17 protein-coding genes are annotated in these 16,577 nt (G+C 75.5%); 13 read left to right on the top strand and 4 right to left on the bottom strand.

Annotated elements, in window-relative coordinates:
• The 4 genes from BI06_RS37310 to BI06_RS51750 all read left to right on the top strand — a co-directional run.
• Positions 1-1,946 (top strand): dynamin family protein (locus BI06_RS37310; protein ID WP_051742732.1); only part of this gene is annotated, 1,946 nt, incomplete at its 5' end.
• 5 nt (positions 1,947-1,951) lie between these two features.
• The gene (locus BI06_RS48840) at positions 1,952-2,896 is read left to right on the top strand and encodes a hypothetical protein (protein WP_043475729.1); all 945 of its coding nucleotides are present in this window, start codon (positions 1,952-1,954) and stop codon (positions 2,894-2,896) included.
• Positions 2,893-4,380 carry a dynamin family protein gene (locus BI06_RS37300; protein WP_051742731.1) on the top strand — a complete coding sequence of 496 codons (1,488 nt, stop codon included), beginning with the start codon at positions 2,893-2,895 and terminating at the stop codon, positions 4,378-4,380. The genes BI06_RS48840 and BI06_RS37300 overlap by 4 nt, the downstream gene beginning before the upstream one ends.
• Complete coding sequence (locus BI06_RS51750; protein ID WP_158516510.1) at positions 4,377-4,547, top strand: hypothetical protein; 171 nt, start codon at positions 4,377-4,379, stop codon at positions 4,545-4,547. The genes BI06_RS37300 and BI06_RS51750 overlap by 4 nt, the downstream gene beginning before the upstream one ends.
• Positions 4,548-4,602: 55 nt before the next feature.
• Here BI06_RS51750 and BI06_RS37295 read toward each other — a convergent pair whose 3' ends face one another.
• Both BI06_RS37295 and BI06_RS37290 read right to left on the bottom strand, forming a co-directional pair.
• Positions 4,603-5,724, bottom strand: a complete 1,122-nt coding sequence (locus BI06_RS37295; RefSeq protein ID WP_051742730.1) for a hypothetical protein — start codon at positions 5,722-5,724, stop codon at positions 4,603-4,605.
• Positions 5,721-6,485, bottom strand: a complete 765-nt coding sequence (locus BI06_RS37290; RefSeq protein WP_051742729.1) for a Crp/Fnr family transcriptional regulator — start codon at positions 6,483-6,485, stop codon at positions 5,721-5,723. Before BI06_RS37290 ends, BI06_RS37295 begins: the two co-directional genes overlap by 4 nt.
• A 237-nt stretch (positions 6,486-6,722) precedes the next feature.
• Here BI06_RS37290 and BI06_RS37285 point away from each other — a divergent pair, with 237 nt between their 5' ends.
• A complete protein-coding gene (locus BI06_RS37285; RefSeq protein ID WP_051742728.1) occupies positions 6,723-8,297 on the top strand; it encodes a S8 family peptidase in 1,575 nt (524 codons plus the stop codon).
• Between the two features lie 85 nt (positions 8,298-8,382).
• On the opposite strand, the gene BI06_RS37280 is transcribed toward BI06_RS37285, so the two are convergent.
• The gene (locus BI06_RS37280; protein WP_051742727.1) at positions 8,383-9,297 is read right to left on the bottom strand and encodes a LysR substrate-binding domain-containing protein; all 915 of its coding nucleotides are present in this window, start codon (positions 9,295-9,297) and stop codon (positions 8,383-8,385) included.
• A gap of 114 nt (positions 9,298-9,411) precedes the next feature.
• Between BI06_RS37280 and BI06_RS37275 the strand changes: the two genes are divergently transcribed.
• From BI06_RS37275 to BI06_RS37255, 5 genes are all read left to right on the top strand, one after another.
• Positions 9,412-10,338 (top strand): pseudouridine-5'-phosphate glycosidase, encoded by a 927-nt coding sequence (locus BI06_RS37275; protein ID WP_030393018.1) that lies wholly within the window; start codon positions 9,412-9,414, stop codon positions 10,336-10,338.
• Positions 10,339-10,341: 3 nt separating this feature from the next.
• Positions 10,342-11,274 carry a carbohydrate kinase family protein gene (locus tag BI06_RS37270; RefSeq protein WP_030393017.1) on the top strand — a complete coding sequence of 311 codons (933 nt, stop codon included), beginning with the start codon at positions 10,342-10,344 and terminating at the stop codon, positions 11,272-11,274.
• Positions 11,275-11,465: 191 nt separating this feature from the next.
• A complete protein-coding gene (locus tag BI06_RS37265) occupies positions 11,466-12,008 on the top strand; it encodes a DinB family protein (RefSeq protein WP_043475726.1) in 543 nt (180 codons plus the stop codon).
• Positions 12,009-12,155: 147 nt separating this feature from the next.
• A complete protein-coding gene (locus BI06_RS37260; protein ID WP_030393015.1) occupies positions 12,156-12,389 on the top strand; it encodes a hypothetical protein in 234 nt (77 codons plus the stop codon).
• 155 nt (positions 12,390-12,544) lie between these two features.
• The gene (locus tag BI06_RS37255; RefSeq protein WP_051742726.1) at positions 12,545-12,829 is read left to right on the top strand and encodes a hypothetical protein; all 285 of its coding nucleotides are present in this window, start codon (positions 12,545-12,547) and stop codon (positions 12,827-12,829) included.
• Between the two features lie 100 nt (positions 12,830-12,929).
• Here the strand turns inward: BI06_RS37255 and BI06_RS37250 are convergent, their stop codons facing one another.
• Positions 12,930-13,547, bottom strand: a complete 618-nt coding sequence (locus BI06_RS37250) for an HAD-IA family hydrolase (RefSeq protein WP_030393013.1) — start codon at positions 13,545-13,547, stop codon at positions 12,930-12,932.
• A gap of 321 nt (positions 13,548-13,868) precedes the next feature.
• On the opposite strand from BI06_RS37250, the gene BI06_RS37245 reads away from it, so the two are divergent.
• The 3 genes from BI06_RS37245 to BI06_RS37235 all read left to right on the top strand — a co-directional run bounded on the left by BI06_RS37245 (position 13,869) and on the right by BI06_RS37235 (position 16,539).
• Positions 13,869-14,315, top strand: coding sequence for a peptidoglycan-binding protein (locus BI06_RS37245; RefSeq protein ID WP_030393012.1), 447 nt, complete (start codon positions 13,869-13,871; stop codon positions 14,313-14,315).
• Between the two features lie 385 nt (positions 14,316-14,700).
• The gene (locus BI06_RS37240; RefSeq protein WP_030393011.1) at positions 14,701-15,516 is read left to right on the top strand and encodes a putative protein N(5)-glutamine methyltransferase; all 816 of its coding nucleotides are present in this window, start codon (positions 14,701-14,703) and stop codon (positions 15,514-15,516) included.
• A gap of 159 nt (positions 15,517-15,675) precedes the next feature.
• Positions 15,676-16,539, top strand: a complete 864-nt coding sequence (locus BI06_RS37235) for an NmrA family transcriptional regulator (RefSeq protein WP_233290447.1) — start codon at positions 15,676-15,678, stop codon at positions 16,537-16,539.
• Positions 16,540-16,577: the final 38 nt, after the last annotated feature.

The raw sequence follows: 16,577 nt of genomic DNA, 5'->3' as shown, positions 1-16,577 counted from the left end.
CCGCCGCCGCCGAGGCCGCCGACACCGACCGGGCAGCCGACCGCACTGCCGACCGCGCCCCCGAGACGTCGTCCGACGACGCCGGCGCCGGCGTCCGGCGCCTCCGCGACGAGGCCGCCCGGGCCGCCGACGGCTCCGCCACCCTGGTGGTGGTCGGCGAGAAGAAGCGCGGCAAGAGCTCCACCATCAACAGCCTGGTCGGCGTCCCGGACCTCCTCCCGGTCGACGCCGACGTCGCCACCGGCGTCCACATCGTCGTCCGGTACGGCGAGCACCCGCGCGCCGTCGCCCACCTGCGGTCCGACGGCGACGCCCCGGAGGCCCCGCCGCGCACCGAGCAGATCCCCCTGGAGCGGATCGCCGAGTACGCCGCCGTCGACCCGCGCACCGGCCGCCCGCGCCGCCTCGACGTCCACCACGTCGAGGTCGAACTGCCCGTCCCGCTGCTGGCCGCCGGACTGGAACTCGTCGACACCCCCGGTGTCGGCGGCCTCGTCGGCGGGCACGCCCAACTCGCCCTGGCCGCCCTGGAGAACGCCGACGCACTGGTCTTCGTGGTCGACGGATCCAGCGAACTCACCCGCTCCGAGCTGGACTTCCTCGGCCGGGCGACCGAGCGCACCGCCGAGACGGTGTTCGTGCTCACCAAGACCGACAGCTACGACGCCTGGCCCACCGTCGTCGAACGCAACCGCGAACTGCTCGCCCGGCACGCCCCCAGGCACTCCGAGGCACCCTGGTTCCCGGTCAGCAACCGGGCCCGCCGCGACGCCGTCGAGGCCGCCGACGCGGGCGAACTCCACGAGGCGGCCGAGCTCCTGGCGGAGAGCGGCTTCGAACCGCTGGAGGCGCTGCTGCGCCGCCGGATCGCCGCCCGGGCGGCCGAACTGCGGCTCGCCAACGTGGTGCACGTCGCCCTCGCCGCGCTCGCGGCACCGCTGGCCGAGCAGGAGCTGCGGCTCCGGTCGCTCCAGCAGGAACCGGGCCTGGCCGCCGAGGTCGAGCGGGCCGAGGAGGCGCTGCGGCAGCTCCAGCCGGAGAGCGCGCAGTGGCGGCGGGCCCTGACGACCGGCTCCCGCGAACTCAAGAACACCCTCCAACTGGGCTTCCGGCGCAGCCTCAACGACGTCCGCCAGGTCGCCGAGGCGAAGATCGCCACCTCCGAACCCGCTGCGCTCGCCGAGGAGTTCCCGGCCGAGCTGGAGGCACAGGTGGAGGCGGTCTGGCTGCAGCTGGACAACGCAGCCCGCCGCGGCCTGGCCGTCCTGGAGCAGCGGGTCCGCGACGAGTGCGCCACCGTGCTCGACGCCGGGCGCGCGGACGGGAAGGGCGACGGGCGCGCCGACGGTTCCGGGCCCGGCACGGAACTGGCACTCGTCGAGGAAGGCGCCGTCATCCGCGCCGAACGCGGCACCCTGCTGCCGGAGATGGTGCGCTCCACCCACCGCGACGGCGGTCCGCTCGGGATGCTGGAGAACGTGATCCCGACCGTCGGCACCGCCGCCACCTTCGGCACCGTGATCGGCCTGCTCACCAGCAGCGTCCTGCTGCCAGCGGTGGCCAGCTACGCGATGCTCGCGGTCCTCACCCGCCGCCGGCGCCAGCGCGCCGAACTCGGCCGGGTCCGCGGCGACGCCACCCGCCACCTCAACCGGGTGCTGACCGAGCTGACCACCGAGATCCCCGCGCAGATCACCGACCACGTCGACGGGTTGGCCGACCGGCTCGGCCTGGCGCTGGACCGCGCGATCGCCGACGAGCGGCTCCGGCTGGAACGCCGACTGGCCGAGCACCGGCGCAACCTGGCCGCCTCCGCCGCCGAACTCGCCGCCGCCCGGGACCGCACCAAGCGCCGGATCGGCGCCCTCACCACCCTGCGCGACGAGGGCCTCGCCCTCGCGCACGGCCTGGCCGCCACCGGCCGCCCCGACCCGGACCGGAGCTGACCGCAATGGACCTCTCCCAACTGCGGCTGGTCGCCCTCGGCCACAGCAGCGCGGGCAAGAGCAGTTGCCTCGCCGCGATGTACACCCGCCTCGCGGCCGGCCGCAAGGGCTTCCGGCTGACCACCGCCGACACCGCCCTCGCCCAACACCTCACCGCCACCGGCAAACTGCTGGGACGCGGAATCTATCCGCCGCCGTCCTCCCGCCGGACCGAGCTGACGGCCGGCCTGACCTTCGGCCGCCGCGAGGTCCTCGGCTTCGAGTGGACGGACTACCGGGGCGGGGCGCTCACCGGTTCGGCCGCCGACGACCCCGAGACCGCGCAACTCCTGGAGCGGCTCACCCACGCGGACGCGGTGGTGGTCTTCGCCGACACCCAGCGCCTCGCCACCGACCCCGAGTCCCAGGACGAGGTGCGCCGCACCGTGGTGCTGCTGCACCGCGCCGTCGACGAGCAGCCGACGCCGCTCCCCGTCGTGCTCGTCTACACCAAGGCCGACCTGGTCACCGACCCCGCCGACTGGGCCCGGGCCCGGGCCGCGGCGGCCCCCTTGGAGGAACTGCTCGTCAGCGGCGGCCGGGTGCGCGGGACGGCGGTCGCGGTCTCCTGCGGCACATCGACGCGCGGGGTCGCCGTGCCCGTCCTGTGGTGCCTGTCCGTCCTGCTCACCCACCGGGCGGACGAGGTCGCCCGGAGCCTCGGTTCGACCAGGGAGCTGATCAAGGACCTGCGCAAGCAGGCCAACGGGATCGACAGCATGGTCTCCTGGTTCAAAGGGGTGGAGAGCGCGGCCAAGCGGCTCAAGTACTGGGAGGAGGTGGGTCGGGAGGAGAAGGCGGAGCTGGCCCTGCTCGACCGTCCGTCGCGGCGGCTGGCCCGCCTGCTGAACGCGGAGCAGCGCGGCACCGTACCCCCGGCGGCCGCACCCGTCCCGTCGGCCGCCCGGTGACGGCCGCCCCGCCGCGCGGCGGTGAACTCGCGCCACTGGTGGCCGGGTTCACCGCCGAACTGGAGGGCCTGCTGCCCCCGGGGCCGCCCGCCGCGGCGGTGCGGGCGGCCCGCGAGCGGCTGGCCGGCCGCACCCTGCGGATCGCGGTCGGCGGCCGGATGAACGCGGGCAAGTCCACCCTGGTGAACGCCCTGCTGGGCCGCCGGCTCGCCGCCTCCGCCGCCACCGAGTGCACCACGGTGGTGGCCTGGTTCCGGCCCGGACCGCTCAACCGGATCCAGGTCCGCCACCGGGACGGAACCGCGCACTGGCGGCCCGGCGGCCTGCCGCGCGACCCCCGCGACCTCGGCCTGCCCGCCGAGCAGATCGCCGAGGTCGTGGTCGAGGCCGCCGGACTGCGTCCCGTCGGCGACTGCGAACTCGTCGACACCCCCGGCCTGGACTCGCTCAGCGGCCTCGACGCGCCCGCGCTGGACGCCCTCGCCCGCGCGGACGCGATGATCTACGTCATGCCGCACCCCGGCGCCGGCGACGCCGAGGCCCTCGGCGCCCTGCGCGCCCAGGCCGACGGCCGGATGACCGCGCTCAACGCCGTCGGCGTGCTCAGCCGGATCGACCTGCTCGGCGAGGGCCACGGCGACCCCTGGCCGCGCGCCCGCCAGGTCGCCGCCACCAACGCCGACCGGCTGGCCGGCCTCGTCGACGAAGTCCTCCCGGTGGTCGGACTGCTCGCCCAGACCGCCCTCGGGGACGACTTCACCGAACCGGACGCCGCCCTCGTCCGCCGGCTCGCCGACGCGCCCGCCGGGGAGCTGCGCCGCGCCCTCTACTCCGGCCGGCGCTTCCTCGACTGGGACACCGGGCCGCTCACCCGCACCGAACGCGGGCGGCTGTTCGGCCTGTTGGGCGTCTACGGCATCGACACCGCGCTCGCGGCCGCCCGCCGGTACCGGGCTGACGGGCGGCCGATCGGCGCGGCCGCGCTGCTGGCGGAGTTCCGCGCGGCCTCCGGCATCGCCGCCGTGGTCGAGCAGTTGACCCGCCGCTTCGTCGACACCGCCGACGTGCTGCGCTCGGCCGCCGCCCTCGGCGCCGTCGAGGCGGCCCTGGCCACCGGCGAGGACCTCCCCGCCGACCTGCTCCGGCAGGCCCGCGCCCGGATCGGCGAGCTGCGCCGGCACCCTGAGCTGCGCCGCCACGAACTCGCCCGCGCCCTGGCCGCCGTGGCCGCCCGGCGGATCGAACTCGACCAGGACGCAGTCGAGTCCCTGCTCGCCCTCGCCACCGGCCGCACCCCGGCCGCCCGGCTCCGCCTGCCCGAGGACACCACCCCCGCCGCCCTGCGCCGGGCGGCCGCGCACGCCGCCCGCGACTGGCGCCGCCTGGAGGACGGCCCGCTGCGCGACGTCGGCCGGTACGCGCGGATCGCCCGAGAACTGTGCGAGGCCATCTACTTCGCCACCCCACCGGAGGGAACCCCATGACCGACCCCGACCGGACCTGGGACGACGGCCGCCTCCACCCCGAGGACGTCGTCGAGGCCGCCGACCACACCGCCTACGAGTCCCCGTCCGACTACTACCACGGCGACAACGGCCACGAGCCCGACCCGGCCCCGCACCACGACCGGTCGGCGGAGGACGGCTGGTGAGCCGGGGCCCGGCGTCCTGACCGGGGCGTCCTGACCGGAGGTCGGCGGTGCGGGCTCAGTGGTGCGGGCCGTGCCACCAGTGGCCGGTGCCGGGGTCGTGGTCGGGGTGGTCCGGGGAGGCGAAGGGGTCGTGGTGGTCGCCGTGGTGCCCGTCGTGGCCGCCGTGGTCCTCGCCGTACGGGGTGCCGGTGTCCTCGTGGTGGGGGTCGTGGTGGTGCGGGTCGGTGGACCAGGCGTCGGTGCCCCAACCGTCGTGGTGCCAGCTGTCCTCGTGGTGCGGGGCCGCGTCGTGGTGGGGGGAGCCGTCTCCACCGTGCTGCCCGTGGTGCTCGTCCCCGTAGCCGTCGTGGTCCCCGCCGTGCCCGTGGGTCCCGTCGTGGCCGTGCTGCCCGTGGTCCTGCTGCTCGTGGTGCCCGTCGGCCGGGTCCCCGTCGTGGTGCGGCGGCGGGTCGTCGTGGTGGTGGGTCGGCGGGGTCGCGCCGAGGGCGATCCCGACGGCGGCGTCCCCCAGGCCGCGCAGCAGCGCCGAGCGCCGCTCCCGGCGCGGGGTGCCGGGCGCGGCCGGCGGGGCGAGTACCACCAGCGCGCCGTCCCGGGGCGTGCCGAGCCAGGCCTTCGTCTTGAAGCGCTTGGCCGGGACGGCCACCGTGATGCTGGTGAACGCGTCCACCGGGAGGCCGCCGGCGCCCGCCGCGAAGGCGTCCGCGAACAGGTCGTCGGCGACCACCAGCGCCAGATCGGTGTCCGGGGTGTCCTTGAGCGCCGACCGGGCGTGCTCGCAGTCGAGCAGTCGGCAGGCGGTCTCCACCGCGCGGGCCACGTACCCGAGGGCGGCCCGTTGCACCCCGCCCTGGGCGAGGGCCGCCCGGATCCGGAGCCGCCCCGCCGTCCCGGGAGCCCGGTTGAGGGTGTGCAGGGCGTCGCGCAGGCCGAGGACGAGCCCGGGCAGCGCCTTGGCCTCGTCGACGTCGGGCGGCAGCAGGAGCAGCTGCCCGTCGCCCCGGTCCTGGGCCTCGCAGCGCCCCCGGTCGACGCCGGCCCGCCCGCAGGCGTGGTCCAGGGCGCGGTCCAGCCGCTCCTGGACGGCCTGCTGCACCCAGTACGGCCGCCCGCTGTACGCCTCGATGTCGACCACCAGGACGACCCGGCGCACCCTGGGCGCGAGGGCGCCGCTCATGACCGGCCGCCCCGGTCGGTGGGGAGGGCGAGTCCGGCCGCCGCAGCGAGCGGGGTGCGGTCGCGGACGACCAGCCCGCGGTAGCCGGTGCGGACGGCGCCCTGGTCGCGGAGGGTGCGCAGGGAGCGTTCGACGCTGGCGGCGGAGAGCCGGGCGAGCGCCGCCAGGTCGGCGTGGCTGAGCGGGATGTCGATCCGCAGGCCCTGCTCGGTGGGCACGCCGCAGGAGTCGAGCAGGATGAGCAGGGTGCGGGCGAGCCGGGCCAGGCCGGTGCCGTGGCCGACGTCGATCCGGTAGCGGGTGGCCAGGCGGAGTTTGCGGGTGACGGAGCGCTGGAGCGCGAGCGCGGCGGCGGGCCGGTCGGCGAGGTAGTCCAGGAAGGCGGCGGCGCCGATCTCCCTGGTGGTGCTGGTGCGCACGGCGAGGACGCTGGCGGAACGCGGTTCGCCGTCCAGGACGGCCAGTTCGCCGACGAGTTCGCCGGGCTGGCGGACGGCGAGCAGGGCCTCGCCGCCGTCCTCGGTGGCGGCCACCACCTTGACCCAGCCGGTCAGCAGGACGACGACCCGGTCGCCGGGCTCGCCCTCGATCATCAGCGCCTCGTTGTGCGCGTAGACCCGCCTGGTGCCCAGGCCGTGCAGGGTCCGCAGGTCGTCGGCGCCGAGCCCGGCGAAGGGGCCGCGCTCGAAGGGAACGACCGTGGCGGTGCCGGGTCTTGTCCGTCCTGTCGCCGCCCCGGTCCGGTCGCGTGAGTCGTCCATGCTGCCTGCCCCCACCTGGTCGGCAACCCGCCCCGACCGGGGCGATTCCGTACGGAACATAGCGCACCGCCCGCCGCGGTGTCAGTCCCGGAGCACCGTGCGGCCGCGGTCCGCCCGTTCCCCGGTTCGGTCGCCGACGAAGCACAACCACAGGGCGTTGCCGGTTAGTTGACGATGCGTCAGGATCTGGGGGAGCGAGGTGCCGGTTCCGGGCCTCGGACCGGAGGGGGTCGGACGGTGGTTTCAGGAATACGCCTGCGCAGGATCTGCGCGGTGCTCGGCGCGGCCGTCGCGCTGTCGATCGGCGCCGGCGGGGTGCTCCCCGCCTCGGCGGCGGTGCCCGAGGGGATCGTGCAGGGGGAGGGATCGCCCGGGGCCGTCCCCGGCACCTATCTGGTGGTGCTCAAGCCCGGCACCGCGCAGCGGAGTTCGGTCGCGGCCGGGGCGGCGGCGCTGGCCCGCTCGTACGGCGGCACGGTGCGTCGCAGCTTCGACGCGGCGCTGCCCGGTTTCTCGGCCGCGCTGACGCCCCGGCAGGCGCGCCGGCTGGCCGCCGACCCGTCGGTGGCGGTCGTCTCGCAGAACCGCCGGGTGCGGGTGGACGGCGTGCAGACCTCGCCGGGCTCCTGGGGGCTGGACCGGGTCGACCAGCGGCGCTTCCCCTACGACGACCGCTACACCTACCCGGACACCGCGGGCGCCGGGGTGACGGCGTACATCATCGACACCGGGGTGCGGATCACCTCGGAGGAGTTCGAGGGGCGGGCCTCGTACGGCTACGACGCGATCGACGGCGACGACGTCGCGGACGACGGCTACGGCCACGGCACGCATGTCGCGGGGACGGTGGCGAGCAGTTCGTTCGGTGTCGCCAAGGCCGCGAAGATCGTCTCGGTCCGGGTGCTGAACGACGACGGCGAGGGCACCACGGAGCAGGTGGTGGCCGGCATCGACTGGGTGACCAGGCACGCCGTCCGCCCGGCGGTGGTCAACATGAGCCTCGGCAGCGACCCGGACCCGGTGATGGACGCGGCGGTGGCGGGCTCGATCGCCACGGGTCTGACCTACACCGTCGCGGCCGGCAACCAGAGCGTCGACGCGAACGAGCACTCCCCGGCCCGGGTGCCGAGCGCGATCACCGTCGGTGCGACCGACCGCGACGACACCCAGGCGTACTTCTCCAACTACGGCCCGCTGGTGGACCTCTACGCGCCCGGCGTGGCCATCACGTCGGCCTGGTACGTGAGCGACCTCGGCGGCTTCGGGGTCGAGATGTCGGGCACCTCGATGGCCGCTCCGCACGCGGCGGGGGCCGCCGCGCTGTACCTGTCGTCCCATCCGGCCGCCACGCCCGCCCAGGTGTCCGCGGCCCTGATCTCGGCGGCGACCGTCGGCTCGCTGCGCGAGCTCGGCCAGGGCTCCCCGGACCGGCTGCTGTACACCGGCACGGTGCCGAACCGCCCGCGCGGCCCGCTGTTCGCCCAGCCGGCGCCGGTGACCTTCGACGGGAAGGGCACGGTCGAGTCGCCGGTCACCGTGACCGGCGTGAGCGGCAGGGCGCCGCGCGACCTGGACGTGGCCGTGGACATCGACTACTGGTGGCGCGGCGACCTCAAGGTGGAACTGGTCGCCCCGGACGGCGCCGCGTTCCTGCTGCGCGACACCGACATCGGTGAGGCCTACTCGAACTTCGTCGGCCTCTTCGGTGTGGACGCCTCCGCGCACACGGCGGCCGGGGTCTGGCGGCTGCGAGTGACCGACGTCGGCGGCTACTTCCCCGGCACCATCAACAACTGGTCGCTCCGGTTCTGACCACGGCCCGGCCCAGGTGATCAGCGGTGCCGGCCACCACCCGGCCGGGGCGCCCGGCGGTTCCGGCCACCACCCGGTCGGGCGCTCAGCAGGCCTCCAGGGCGGCCGCCTCCTCCCGGACCAGCTCGCGCAGCGCGGCGAGCCCGGGACGGCGGTCGTCCAGGCGCCACTGGAGCTCCAGCGGGAGCGTGGCCCGGCCCGCCAGCCGCACCGTGACCACGTCCTCGGTGAGGTGGCCGGTCATCGAGGCGGGGACGAGGGAGAAGGCCCGGCTCTGCGACAGCAGGTAGAGCCGGGAGCCGACGATCCGGGCCGGGCCGACCAGGACCGGCGGCTCCACCCCGCGTTCGGCGCACAGCGCCAGCACGTGGTCGTAGTAGCGCGGACTCTGCTCGCGCGGCCACAGCAGCAGCGGCAGGTCGCCGAGCTCGTCCAGCCGGACCGCGTCCCGCCCGGCCAGCGGATGGTCCCGGCTGAGGGCGACGTGCACCGGCTCGTCGGCGATCCGTTCGCGCCGGTAGCCGGGCACGTCGTCGAGGAAGCGGCCCAGGCCGAGGTCGGCGAGTTCGCCCGCCAGGGTGGCGGACACCCGGCCGGTGTCCACCGAGAGTTCGGCCAGGACGAGTTCGGGCAGCTCGCGCTCGGCCCGGCTCACCACGGCCGGCAGCAGCCGGTTGACCACGGTCGGGGAGGCGACGATCCGGGCCGTGCCGAGCCTGGTCTCCTCGTGCAGCCGCACCCGGGCGAGCAGGGTGCCCGCCTGGTCGAGCAGCCGGGCGGACTCGGCGGCCATCACCTCCCCGGCCGAGGTCAGCCGCACCGACCGGCGGCTGCGGTCGAAGAGCTCCACCCCGACGGTCCGCTCCAGCCGGGCGACCTCCTGGCTGACCGTCGGCTGGGAGATGTGCAGGCGCTCGGCCGCCCGGCCGAAGTGCAGGGTGTCGGCCACCGCGAGGAAGACCTCCAGCTGGCGCAGGGTGAGACTCGTAGCCCGACTCATAGCCGAGAGTCTATGAGAAGGGCCGGTATTCATTCTGGATCCCGATGTGATCGCTCCCTAGGCTGAGCCCACCGCTGCCACACCGTGGTGGCAGCCTCACAGGGAGCACACGCCATGACCGGACTGCCCATCCGCATCTCCCAGGAAGTCGCCGAGGCCGTCGCCGCCGGCGCCCCCGTCGTCGCCCTGGAGTCGACGATCTTCACCCACGGGCTGCCCCGGCCGCGCAACCTGGAGGTCGCGCTGGAGGCGGAGGAGCGGCTGCGCGCCACCGGCGTCGTCCCGGCCACCATCGGCGTCCACGCGGGCGTGCCGACGGTCGGCCTGTCCACGGCGCAGATCGAGGAACTGTCGGCGGCCGAGGGCCTCGACAAGGCGAGCCTGCGCGACCTCCCGGTGGTGGCGGCGCTCGGCCGGCACGGCGGCACCACCGTCGCCGCGACCGCCTTCCTCGCCCACCGGGCCGGCGTCCGGGTCTTCTCCACCGGCGGCCTCGGCGGCGTCCACTTCGGCGCCTCCGAGAGCTTCGACGAGTCCGCCGACCTGACCACCCTGGCCGCCACCCCGGTCACCGTGATCAGCGCCGGCGTGAAGTCGATCCTCGACATCCGGGCCACCCTGGAGCGCTTCGAGACCCTCAACATCCCCGTCATCGGCTACCGCACCCGCCACTACCCCGGCTTCTACATCACCGACTCCGGCCACGAGATCGCCTACCGGGTCGACACCCCGGAGGAGGCGGCGCGGGTGATCGAGGCCCGCGACGGACTCGACCTGCCGCAGGCCGTCCTGATCGCCAACCCGGTCGACCCGGACAAGCAGCTCCCGCCGCGCGAGCTCGACGACCTGCTGACCCGCGCCTGGGCCGAGGCCGACGCCCGGGGCATCAAGGGCAACGCCTCCACCCCGTTCCTGCTCGACTTCATCCAGCGCGACACCCAGGGCCGCAGCCTGGAGGTCAACATCGAGGTCTACCGGGGCAACGTCCGGCTCGGCGGGGAGATCGCCACCGCGCTGTCCGCCGCCCGGAACGAGGCCTGACCGATGCTGGGAGTGCTCGGCGACCTCGTGGAGGACGTCGTCGTCTGGGTGGCCGGACCGCTGCGGCACGGCACCGACTCCGCGGCCCGGGTCTTCCGGCAGCGCGGCGGCAGCGCCGCGAACGTCGCGGCCTTCGCCGCCGGCCAGTGCCCGGTCCGCTTCCTCGGCTGCGTCGGCGACGACCCGGCCGGCGGCGGCCTGGCCGCCGAACTGGCCGGCCACGGCGTGGACGTCCGGGTCGCGCACCGGGGCCGGACCGGCAGCATCGTGGTGCTGATCGACGACGAGGGCGAGCGCACCATGCTGCCCGACCGGGGCGCGGCCACCCTGCTGGAGACCGTCCCGGACGCCTGGCTGGACGGCCTGACCCATCTGCACGTGCCCGCCTACTCCTTCGACGGCGAACCTGTCGGCACGACGGCCGTCGACGCGCTGCGCCGGGTCCGCTCGGCCGGCGGCACCACCTCGCTGGACGCCTCCTCCACCGGGATGCTGGAGGGCTTCGGCCGCGAGCGCTTCCTGGCCCTCGCCGGGGAACTGGCGCCGACCCTGCTGTTCGCCAACCGCTCCGAGTCCGCCTGGCTGGGGCTGCTCGTCGACGGGCGTCCGGGCCCGGAGCGGGCCCGGCTGGCGGCCACCACGGTGATCACCAAGTCGGGGGCGGAGGCGACCACGATCGACGTGCCGGGGGAGGCGCCGTTCACCGTGCCGGTCCCGCCGGTGGGGGAGGTCCGCGACCTCACCGGCGCGGGCGACGCCTTCGCGGCCGGGTTCCTCGCGGCCTTCCTGGACGCGCGGCTGACGGGTGCGGAGCCGGGCGCGCCGGGAGCGGCGGACGTGCTCGGAACGTCGGGTCTGCGCGAGGCGGCGGCGCGCGGGCACCGCTGCGCGGCGCGGGTGCTGGCCTCGCCGGGCGCCTCCTGCGCGGAGGACTGAGCCGCCCGTCCGCCCGCCGCGGCCCGTTTCCGGCCCGTCCCCGGCCCGTTCCCGGTCGCACTCGCGCCGGGGGCGGGCCGGACGCGCTCCGACGACCGTCTAGGACATGACCTGACCTATACAGCTCCTACTGTGGTCCACGTCGGACGGAACAACCGGACGCACCACGGCAACCACGAAGGCGGAGCACCATGAACGGCACCACGACCACCACCACCGTCGCGGCCACCGGCGAGCGCGTCGACCTGCTGGCCCAGCTCGCCGAGCAGCGCCACTTCCTGCGTTTCACCACCCGCGACCTGACCGACGAGCAGGCCGCGCTCCGGACCACCGCCGGCGAACTGTGCCTGGGCGGTCTCATCAAGCACGTGACGAACTGTGAGCGCGCCTGGGTGGACTTCATCCTCGAGGGCCCCTCCGCGATGCCCGACTTCGCGAACATGACCCAGGAGGACTTCGACCGCCGCACGGACGAGTTCAAGCTGCTGCCCGGCGAGACGCTCGAGGGAGTGCTCGCCGACTACGCCGAGACGGCCCGCCGCACGGACGAGCTGGTCGCCGTCCTGCCCGACCTCGACGCCTCGCACCCGCTGCCGAAGGCCCCGTGGTTCGAGGCCGACGCCCGCTGGTCCGCCCGCCGGGTGCTGCTCCACGTGATCGCCGAGACCGCGCAGCACGCGGGCCACGCCGACATCCTGCGCGAGTCGCTGGACGGCGCCAAGTCCATGGGCTGAGGCCGTCCGGCCACCCTGTGTCGCTGGTGAGCGGCGGGCCGCCCTGTTGTCCGGGACACGCTCACCAACGGCGCAGGGTCCGACGGCCGGGGCGACCTGTCCGGTAGTCAATGGCTCGTCCCATTTTCCACCCGAAAGGGGTTCGCCATGACCTTCGCCAAGTCCGCCGCCCGGGCCGTCGGCTCCGTCCTGCTGTTCGCCGCACCGCTGCTCGCGCTGCCGCTCGCCACCGCGCAGCCGGCCGCCGCCGAGGGCCCGCACAACGCCAAGGAGGCCGCCGTCTGCCGCCAGATGCTCGGCAGCTTCCTCGGCTTCGCGGGCCCGACCGCGAGTGCGGTCTGCGCCGTCCAGCCGGAGGACGGTGCGCCCACGACCCGCTGAGGCCGGGCCTGTTGCCGTCCAGTCGCGGGTCCTGCCGCGGAAGCGTCGGCGGGTGTGCCGGGTGCAGGCGAGGGTCAAGATCGTGTAATGATGTTACTGACGGGTTATCGCATGATGTCTCGTCAGTGAACCTCGCACGACCGTAAGGAAGCACCATGCGTCGACGCATTCCCGCCCTCGTTCTGACCGCAGTCCTGGCCGGCGGTGGCCTGGCCACCGTGGCCCAGGTCGCCACCGCCCAGCCCGCGGCGGCCGGTTCGATCACGGTGAACATCAACCAGCTGCGCCAGCAGGTCTCCGACCTGCGCCAGAAGGCTGCCACCCTGGACCACTACGGCGCGCACGCCGAGGCCGCCAAGGCCCGCGCCGAGGCCAACGCCATCCAGCGCCGGATCGACCAGCTGGAGAAGGCCGAGCGCGAGTCCGGCCGCCGTTTCTGACGGTCGCACACCTTCGTCGGTCGCGTACCGACAGCCGCACACCGACGGCGCCGTCCGTCCCGCCCGCAAGGGCCGGGGCGGACGGCGCCGCCGTGTGCGGTCAGCCCCACAGGGGCGCGAGCGCCCGCGCGAGGTCGGCCGGCTCCCGGAAGTGCACGGCCGCCATGCCGAGCCGCCCGGCCGCCGCCACGTTGGTCGCGCTGTCGTCCACGAACAGGCACTGCCGTTCGGTGACCCCGGCCCGCTCCGCCGCGACCCGGTAGATCGCCGGATCCGGCTTGGCCGCCCCGACCCGGGCGCTGTTGACGACACCCTCCGCCAGATCGGCCAGCCCGAGCGCGGCCAGGTCCTCCTCCAGCCAGAGTGTCGCGTTGGTCACCAGCAGCACCGGCACCCGCCGCTTCGCCCGCCGCAGCAACTCCACCACCTCGCCGTCGGCGCGCACCGGGGCGCCGGTGAACGCGGCCGCCAGCGCCTCCGCCCGCCCGTCCGGCAGACCGGGTGCCAGCGCCCCGGCGATCTCCGCCGTCCACTCCGGCCGGCTCAACTCCCCGCGCACCAGCCGCCGCCCCAGCTCCTCGGCGAACGCCAGCCCGAAGGTCGTGCCCGCGGCCAGTCCGGCGGCCGCCTCCAGGCGGTCCACCTCGCGGTGGTCGAAGAACCGGATCACACCGTCGATGTCGCAGAGCACGGCGCCGGGTGCTCGGGAGGTCGTCATCGGATCGGTGTACCACGAAGGGCGCGCGCCCCGTTCGCGCGCCGGTGGTGCTCCGGGTGCGAACCGGCCATCCCGGGGCGAAGGCCGGGATCCTTCGGCGGCCGGGCCTCCGGGGGTGTGCGGCGGGCGGCGGAGGCCGTCGGGGCCGCGTGTCGCCCGTTGCCGGGTGGCCGGATATCCGCTCGACCCCGCGGGGCAGCGATGGTTAGTGTCGGATCGACACCTTCGGTGACTGATCCGTCACTTACGGCATGTGTGCCCGTGCGCGTCCGACGGCGCGACCGGACGTCGGCCGTCCCACCGCTCGAAGGGGAGCACCACATGCGATCCACCACGAAGACCGGGCCGCTCGTCGCCCTCGGCCTGGCCCTCGGAATCGCCGTCGGCGGCGTGGCCGCCGCGGGCGCGGCCACCACCGCCACGGCGGCCACCACCTCCGCCGCGGCCGCCCCGGCCGTGCGCGCGGTCCAGAACTTCGGGCTCAGCTCCGCGCAGGCCAAGAACGTGCAGAACTGGCTGAAGCAGAACTGGGGTTACAACGGCGCCGTCGACGGGCAGCTCGGCCCCGAGAGCTGGAAGGCGTTCCAGCGCAACCTCAAGGAGTTCTGGGGCTACCCCGGCGCGATCGACGGCATCCCCGGCACCGAGACCGTCAAGGCACTGCAGCGCCTGCTGAAGGACGGCGGCTGGGGGTACACCGGCGCCATCGACGGCATCGCGGGCGACGGCACCCGGGCGGCGTTCCGGAACTTCGCCGACGGCATCTGACCGCCGGGCCCCCGGACCCCGGAGACCCCGGGCCCCCGGAGCCCGGAGACCCCGAGCCCCCGGAGCCCGGAGACCCCGAGCCCCCGGAGCCCGGACGCCCCGGGGTGCGCCCGCCGCCGCCCGTCGGCGGACCGCACCCCGGGGTCGGACCCGTTGCGGTAAGGTGACGGACGCCGCAGAGGAAACGCGAAGAACGGGGAGGTGAGAACCCATGACCGCTGTGCCGGATCGGGTGCTCCCCGGCCGTGACCACGGCGCCCTCACGCAGGTGCACGCCCGGCCCTGAAGCCGGCCGTACCGCGTGGGAGCGTCCGCCGTCCGGCGAGATGTGCGCGGAGAGCCCCGGGTCGGACGATGTCCTCCACCTGTGCTCCGAGGGGTTCCCTTGCCTGTCCACCCGTCCGCCTCGCTCCGCTCCTCCGTGACCGCAAGGCTGCGTGCCGCCGGCTGCGTCTTCGCCGAGGACGAGGCACGCATCCTGCTCTCCGCCGCCGACACCCCCGCCCGGCTGGCCGCCATGGTCCGCGGCCGCGCCGCCGGCCGCCCGCTCGAACACGTCGTCGGCTGGGCCGAGTTCGCCGGACTGCGGATCGCCGTCGACCCCGGGGTGTTCGTACCCCGCCGACGCAGCGAGTTCCTGGTCCGCACCGCCGCCGCACTCACGCACGAGCACGCGCAGGTCGTCGACCTGTGCTGCGGCAGCGGCGCCCTCGGCGCGGCGCTCGCCGCCGAGGCCGGCCACCCCGTCCGGCTGTGCGCGGCCGACCTCGACCCGGCCGCCGTGCGCTGCGCCCGCCGCAACCTGGCCCGGTCCGCCGCCCCCGGCGCCGAGGTGTTCGAGGGCGACCTCTTCGACGCCCTGCCGACCGGCCTGCGCGGCCGGGTGGACGTCCTGCTCGCCAACGTCCCCTACGTGCCCACCGCCGACATCGAGTTCCTCCCGGCCGAGGCCCGGGTGCACGAGGCCCGGCCGGCCCTGGACGGCGGCGCCGACGGCCTCGACGTGCTGCGTCGGGTCGCCGCCGACGCCCCGCACTGGCTGGCCCCGGGCGGTGCGCTGCTGTTCGAGACCAGCGACCAGCAGGCCGAGGCGGCCCTCGGCGTGGTCGCGGCGGCCGGGCTCACCGCCGCCCTCGGCTACGACGAGGACCTCGACGCCACCGTGGTGACGGCCGTCCGCCCGCCGCTCGGGACGCCGTAGCCGCACGGGTCGGACCGCTGCGGCGCCGCACGGCTCGGACCGCCGTGCCCGGCCGCGGCGGTCCCGCCCGGGTGCCCTCGCGGTGCCGTAGACGCGCACACATGCGGCTGAGCGCGAGGACCATGTCGACGCGGTGGCGCGCGGAGTTGACTGATGCCCATGAACGAGAACACGAAGATCAGCCAGCAGCCCGCCGCCACCGAAACCCCCGCCTCCGTCCGGACCGTCCTGGTCACCGGCGGGACCGGCAAGACCGGCCGACGGGTCGCCGAGCGCCTCACCGCCCTCGGCCGCACCGCCCGGATCGGCTCCCGCACCGCACCGATTCCGTTCGACTGGGCGGACGACACCACCTGGGACGCCGCACTGGAGGGTGTGGACGCCGCCTACCTCGCCTACTACCCCGACCTGGCCTTCCCCGGCGCCGTGGAGACCGTCGGCGCCTTCGCCCGGCGGGCCGCCAAGGCCGGCGTCGGCCGCCTGGTCCTGCTCTCGGGGCGCGGCGAGGAGGCGGCGCAGGCCGCCGAGGCGGCGGTCGCCGAGGCCGGCACCGGCTGGACCGTGGTCCGCTGCGCCTGGTTCGACCAGAACTTCTCCGAGAGCTTCTTCCTGGACCCGGTGCTCGCGGGTGAACTGGCGCTGCCGACCGGGATCGCCGTGGAGCCGTTCGTCGACGTCGACGACATCGCGGACGTCGCCGCGGCGGCGCTCACCGAGGACGGCCACGACGGCGAGGTGTACGAGCTGACCGGCCCGCGCCTGCTCTCCTTCGCGGACGTGGCCGCCGAACTGTCGGCGGCGACCGGGCGCGAGATCCGGTTCACGGCGGTCTCCCTGGAGGAGTACCGCGCGGTGCTGGCCACCGTCGGCCTGCCCGGCGAGTTCGCCGACCTGTTCTCGATGGTCCTGGACGGCCGCAACGCCCATCTGGCGGACGGCGTCCGGCGCGCGCTCGGCCGCCCGCCGCGCGACTTCGCGGACTACGCGCGGGCCGCTGCGGCGACCGGGGTCTGGAACGTCTGAACCCCCCTGCCGCTCCTGGTCCTCCCGCCTGTGCAGGT

This window comes from Kitasatospora sp. MBT66 (assembly GCF_000710405.2).
Lineage (GTDB): Bacteria > Actinomycetota > Actinomycetes > Streptomycetales > Streptomycetaceae > Kitasatospora > Kitasatospora purpeofusca.
Note: the sequence above shows the minus strand (reverse complement) of the source record. Positions and strands in the feature narration are given on the sequence as shown.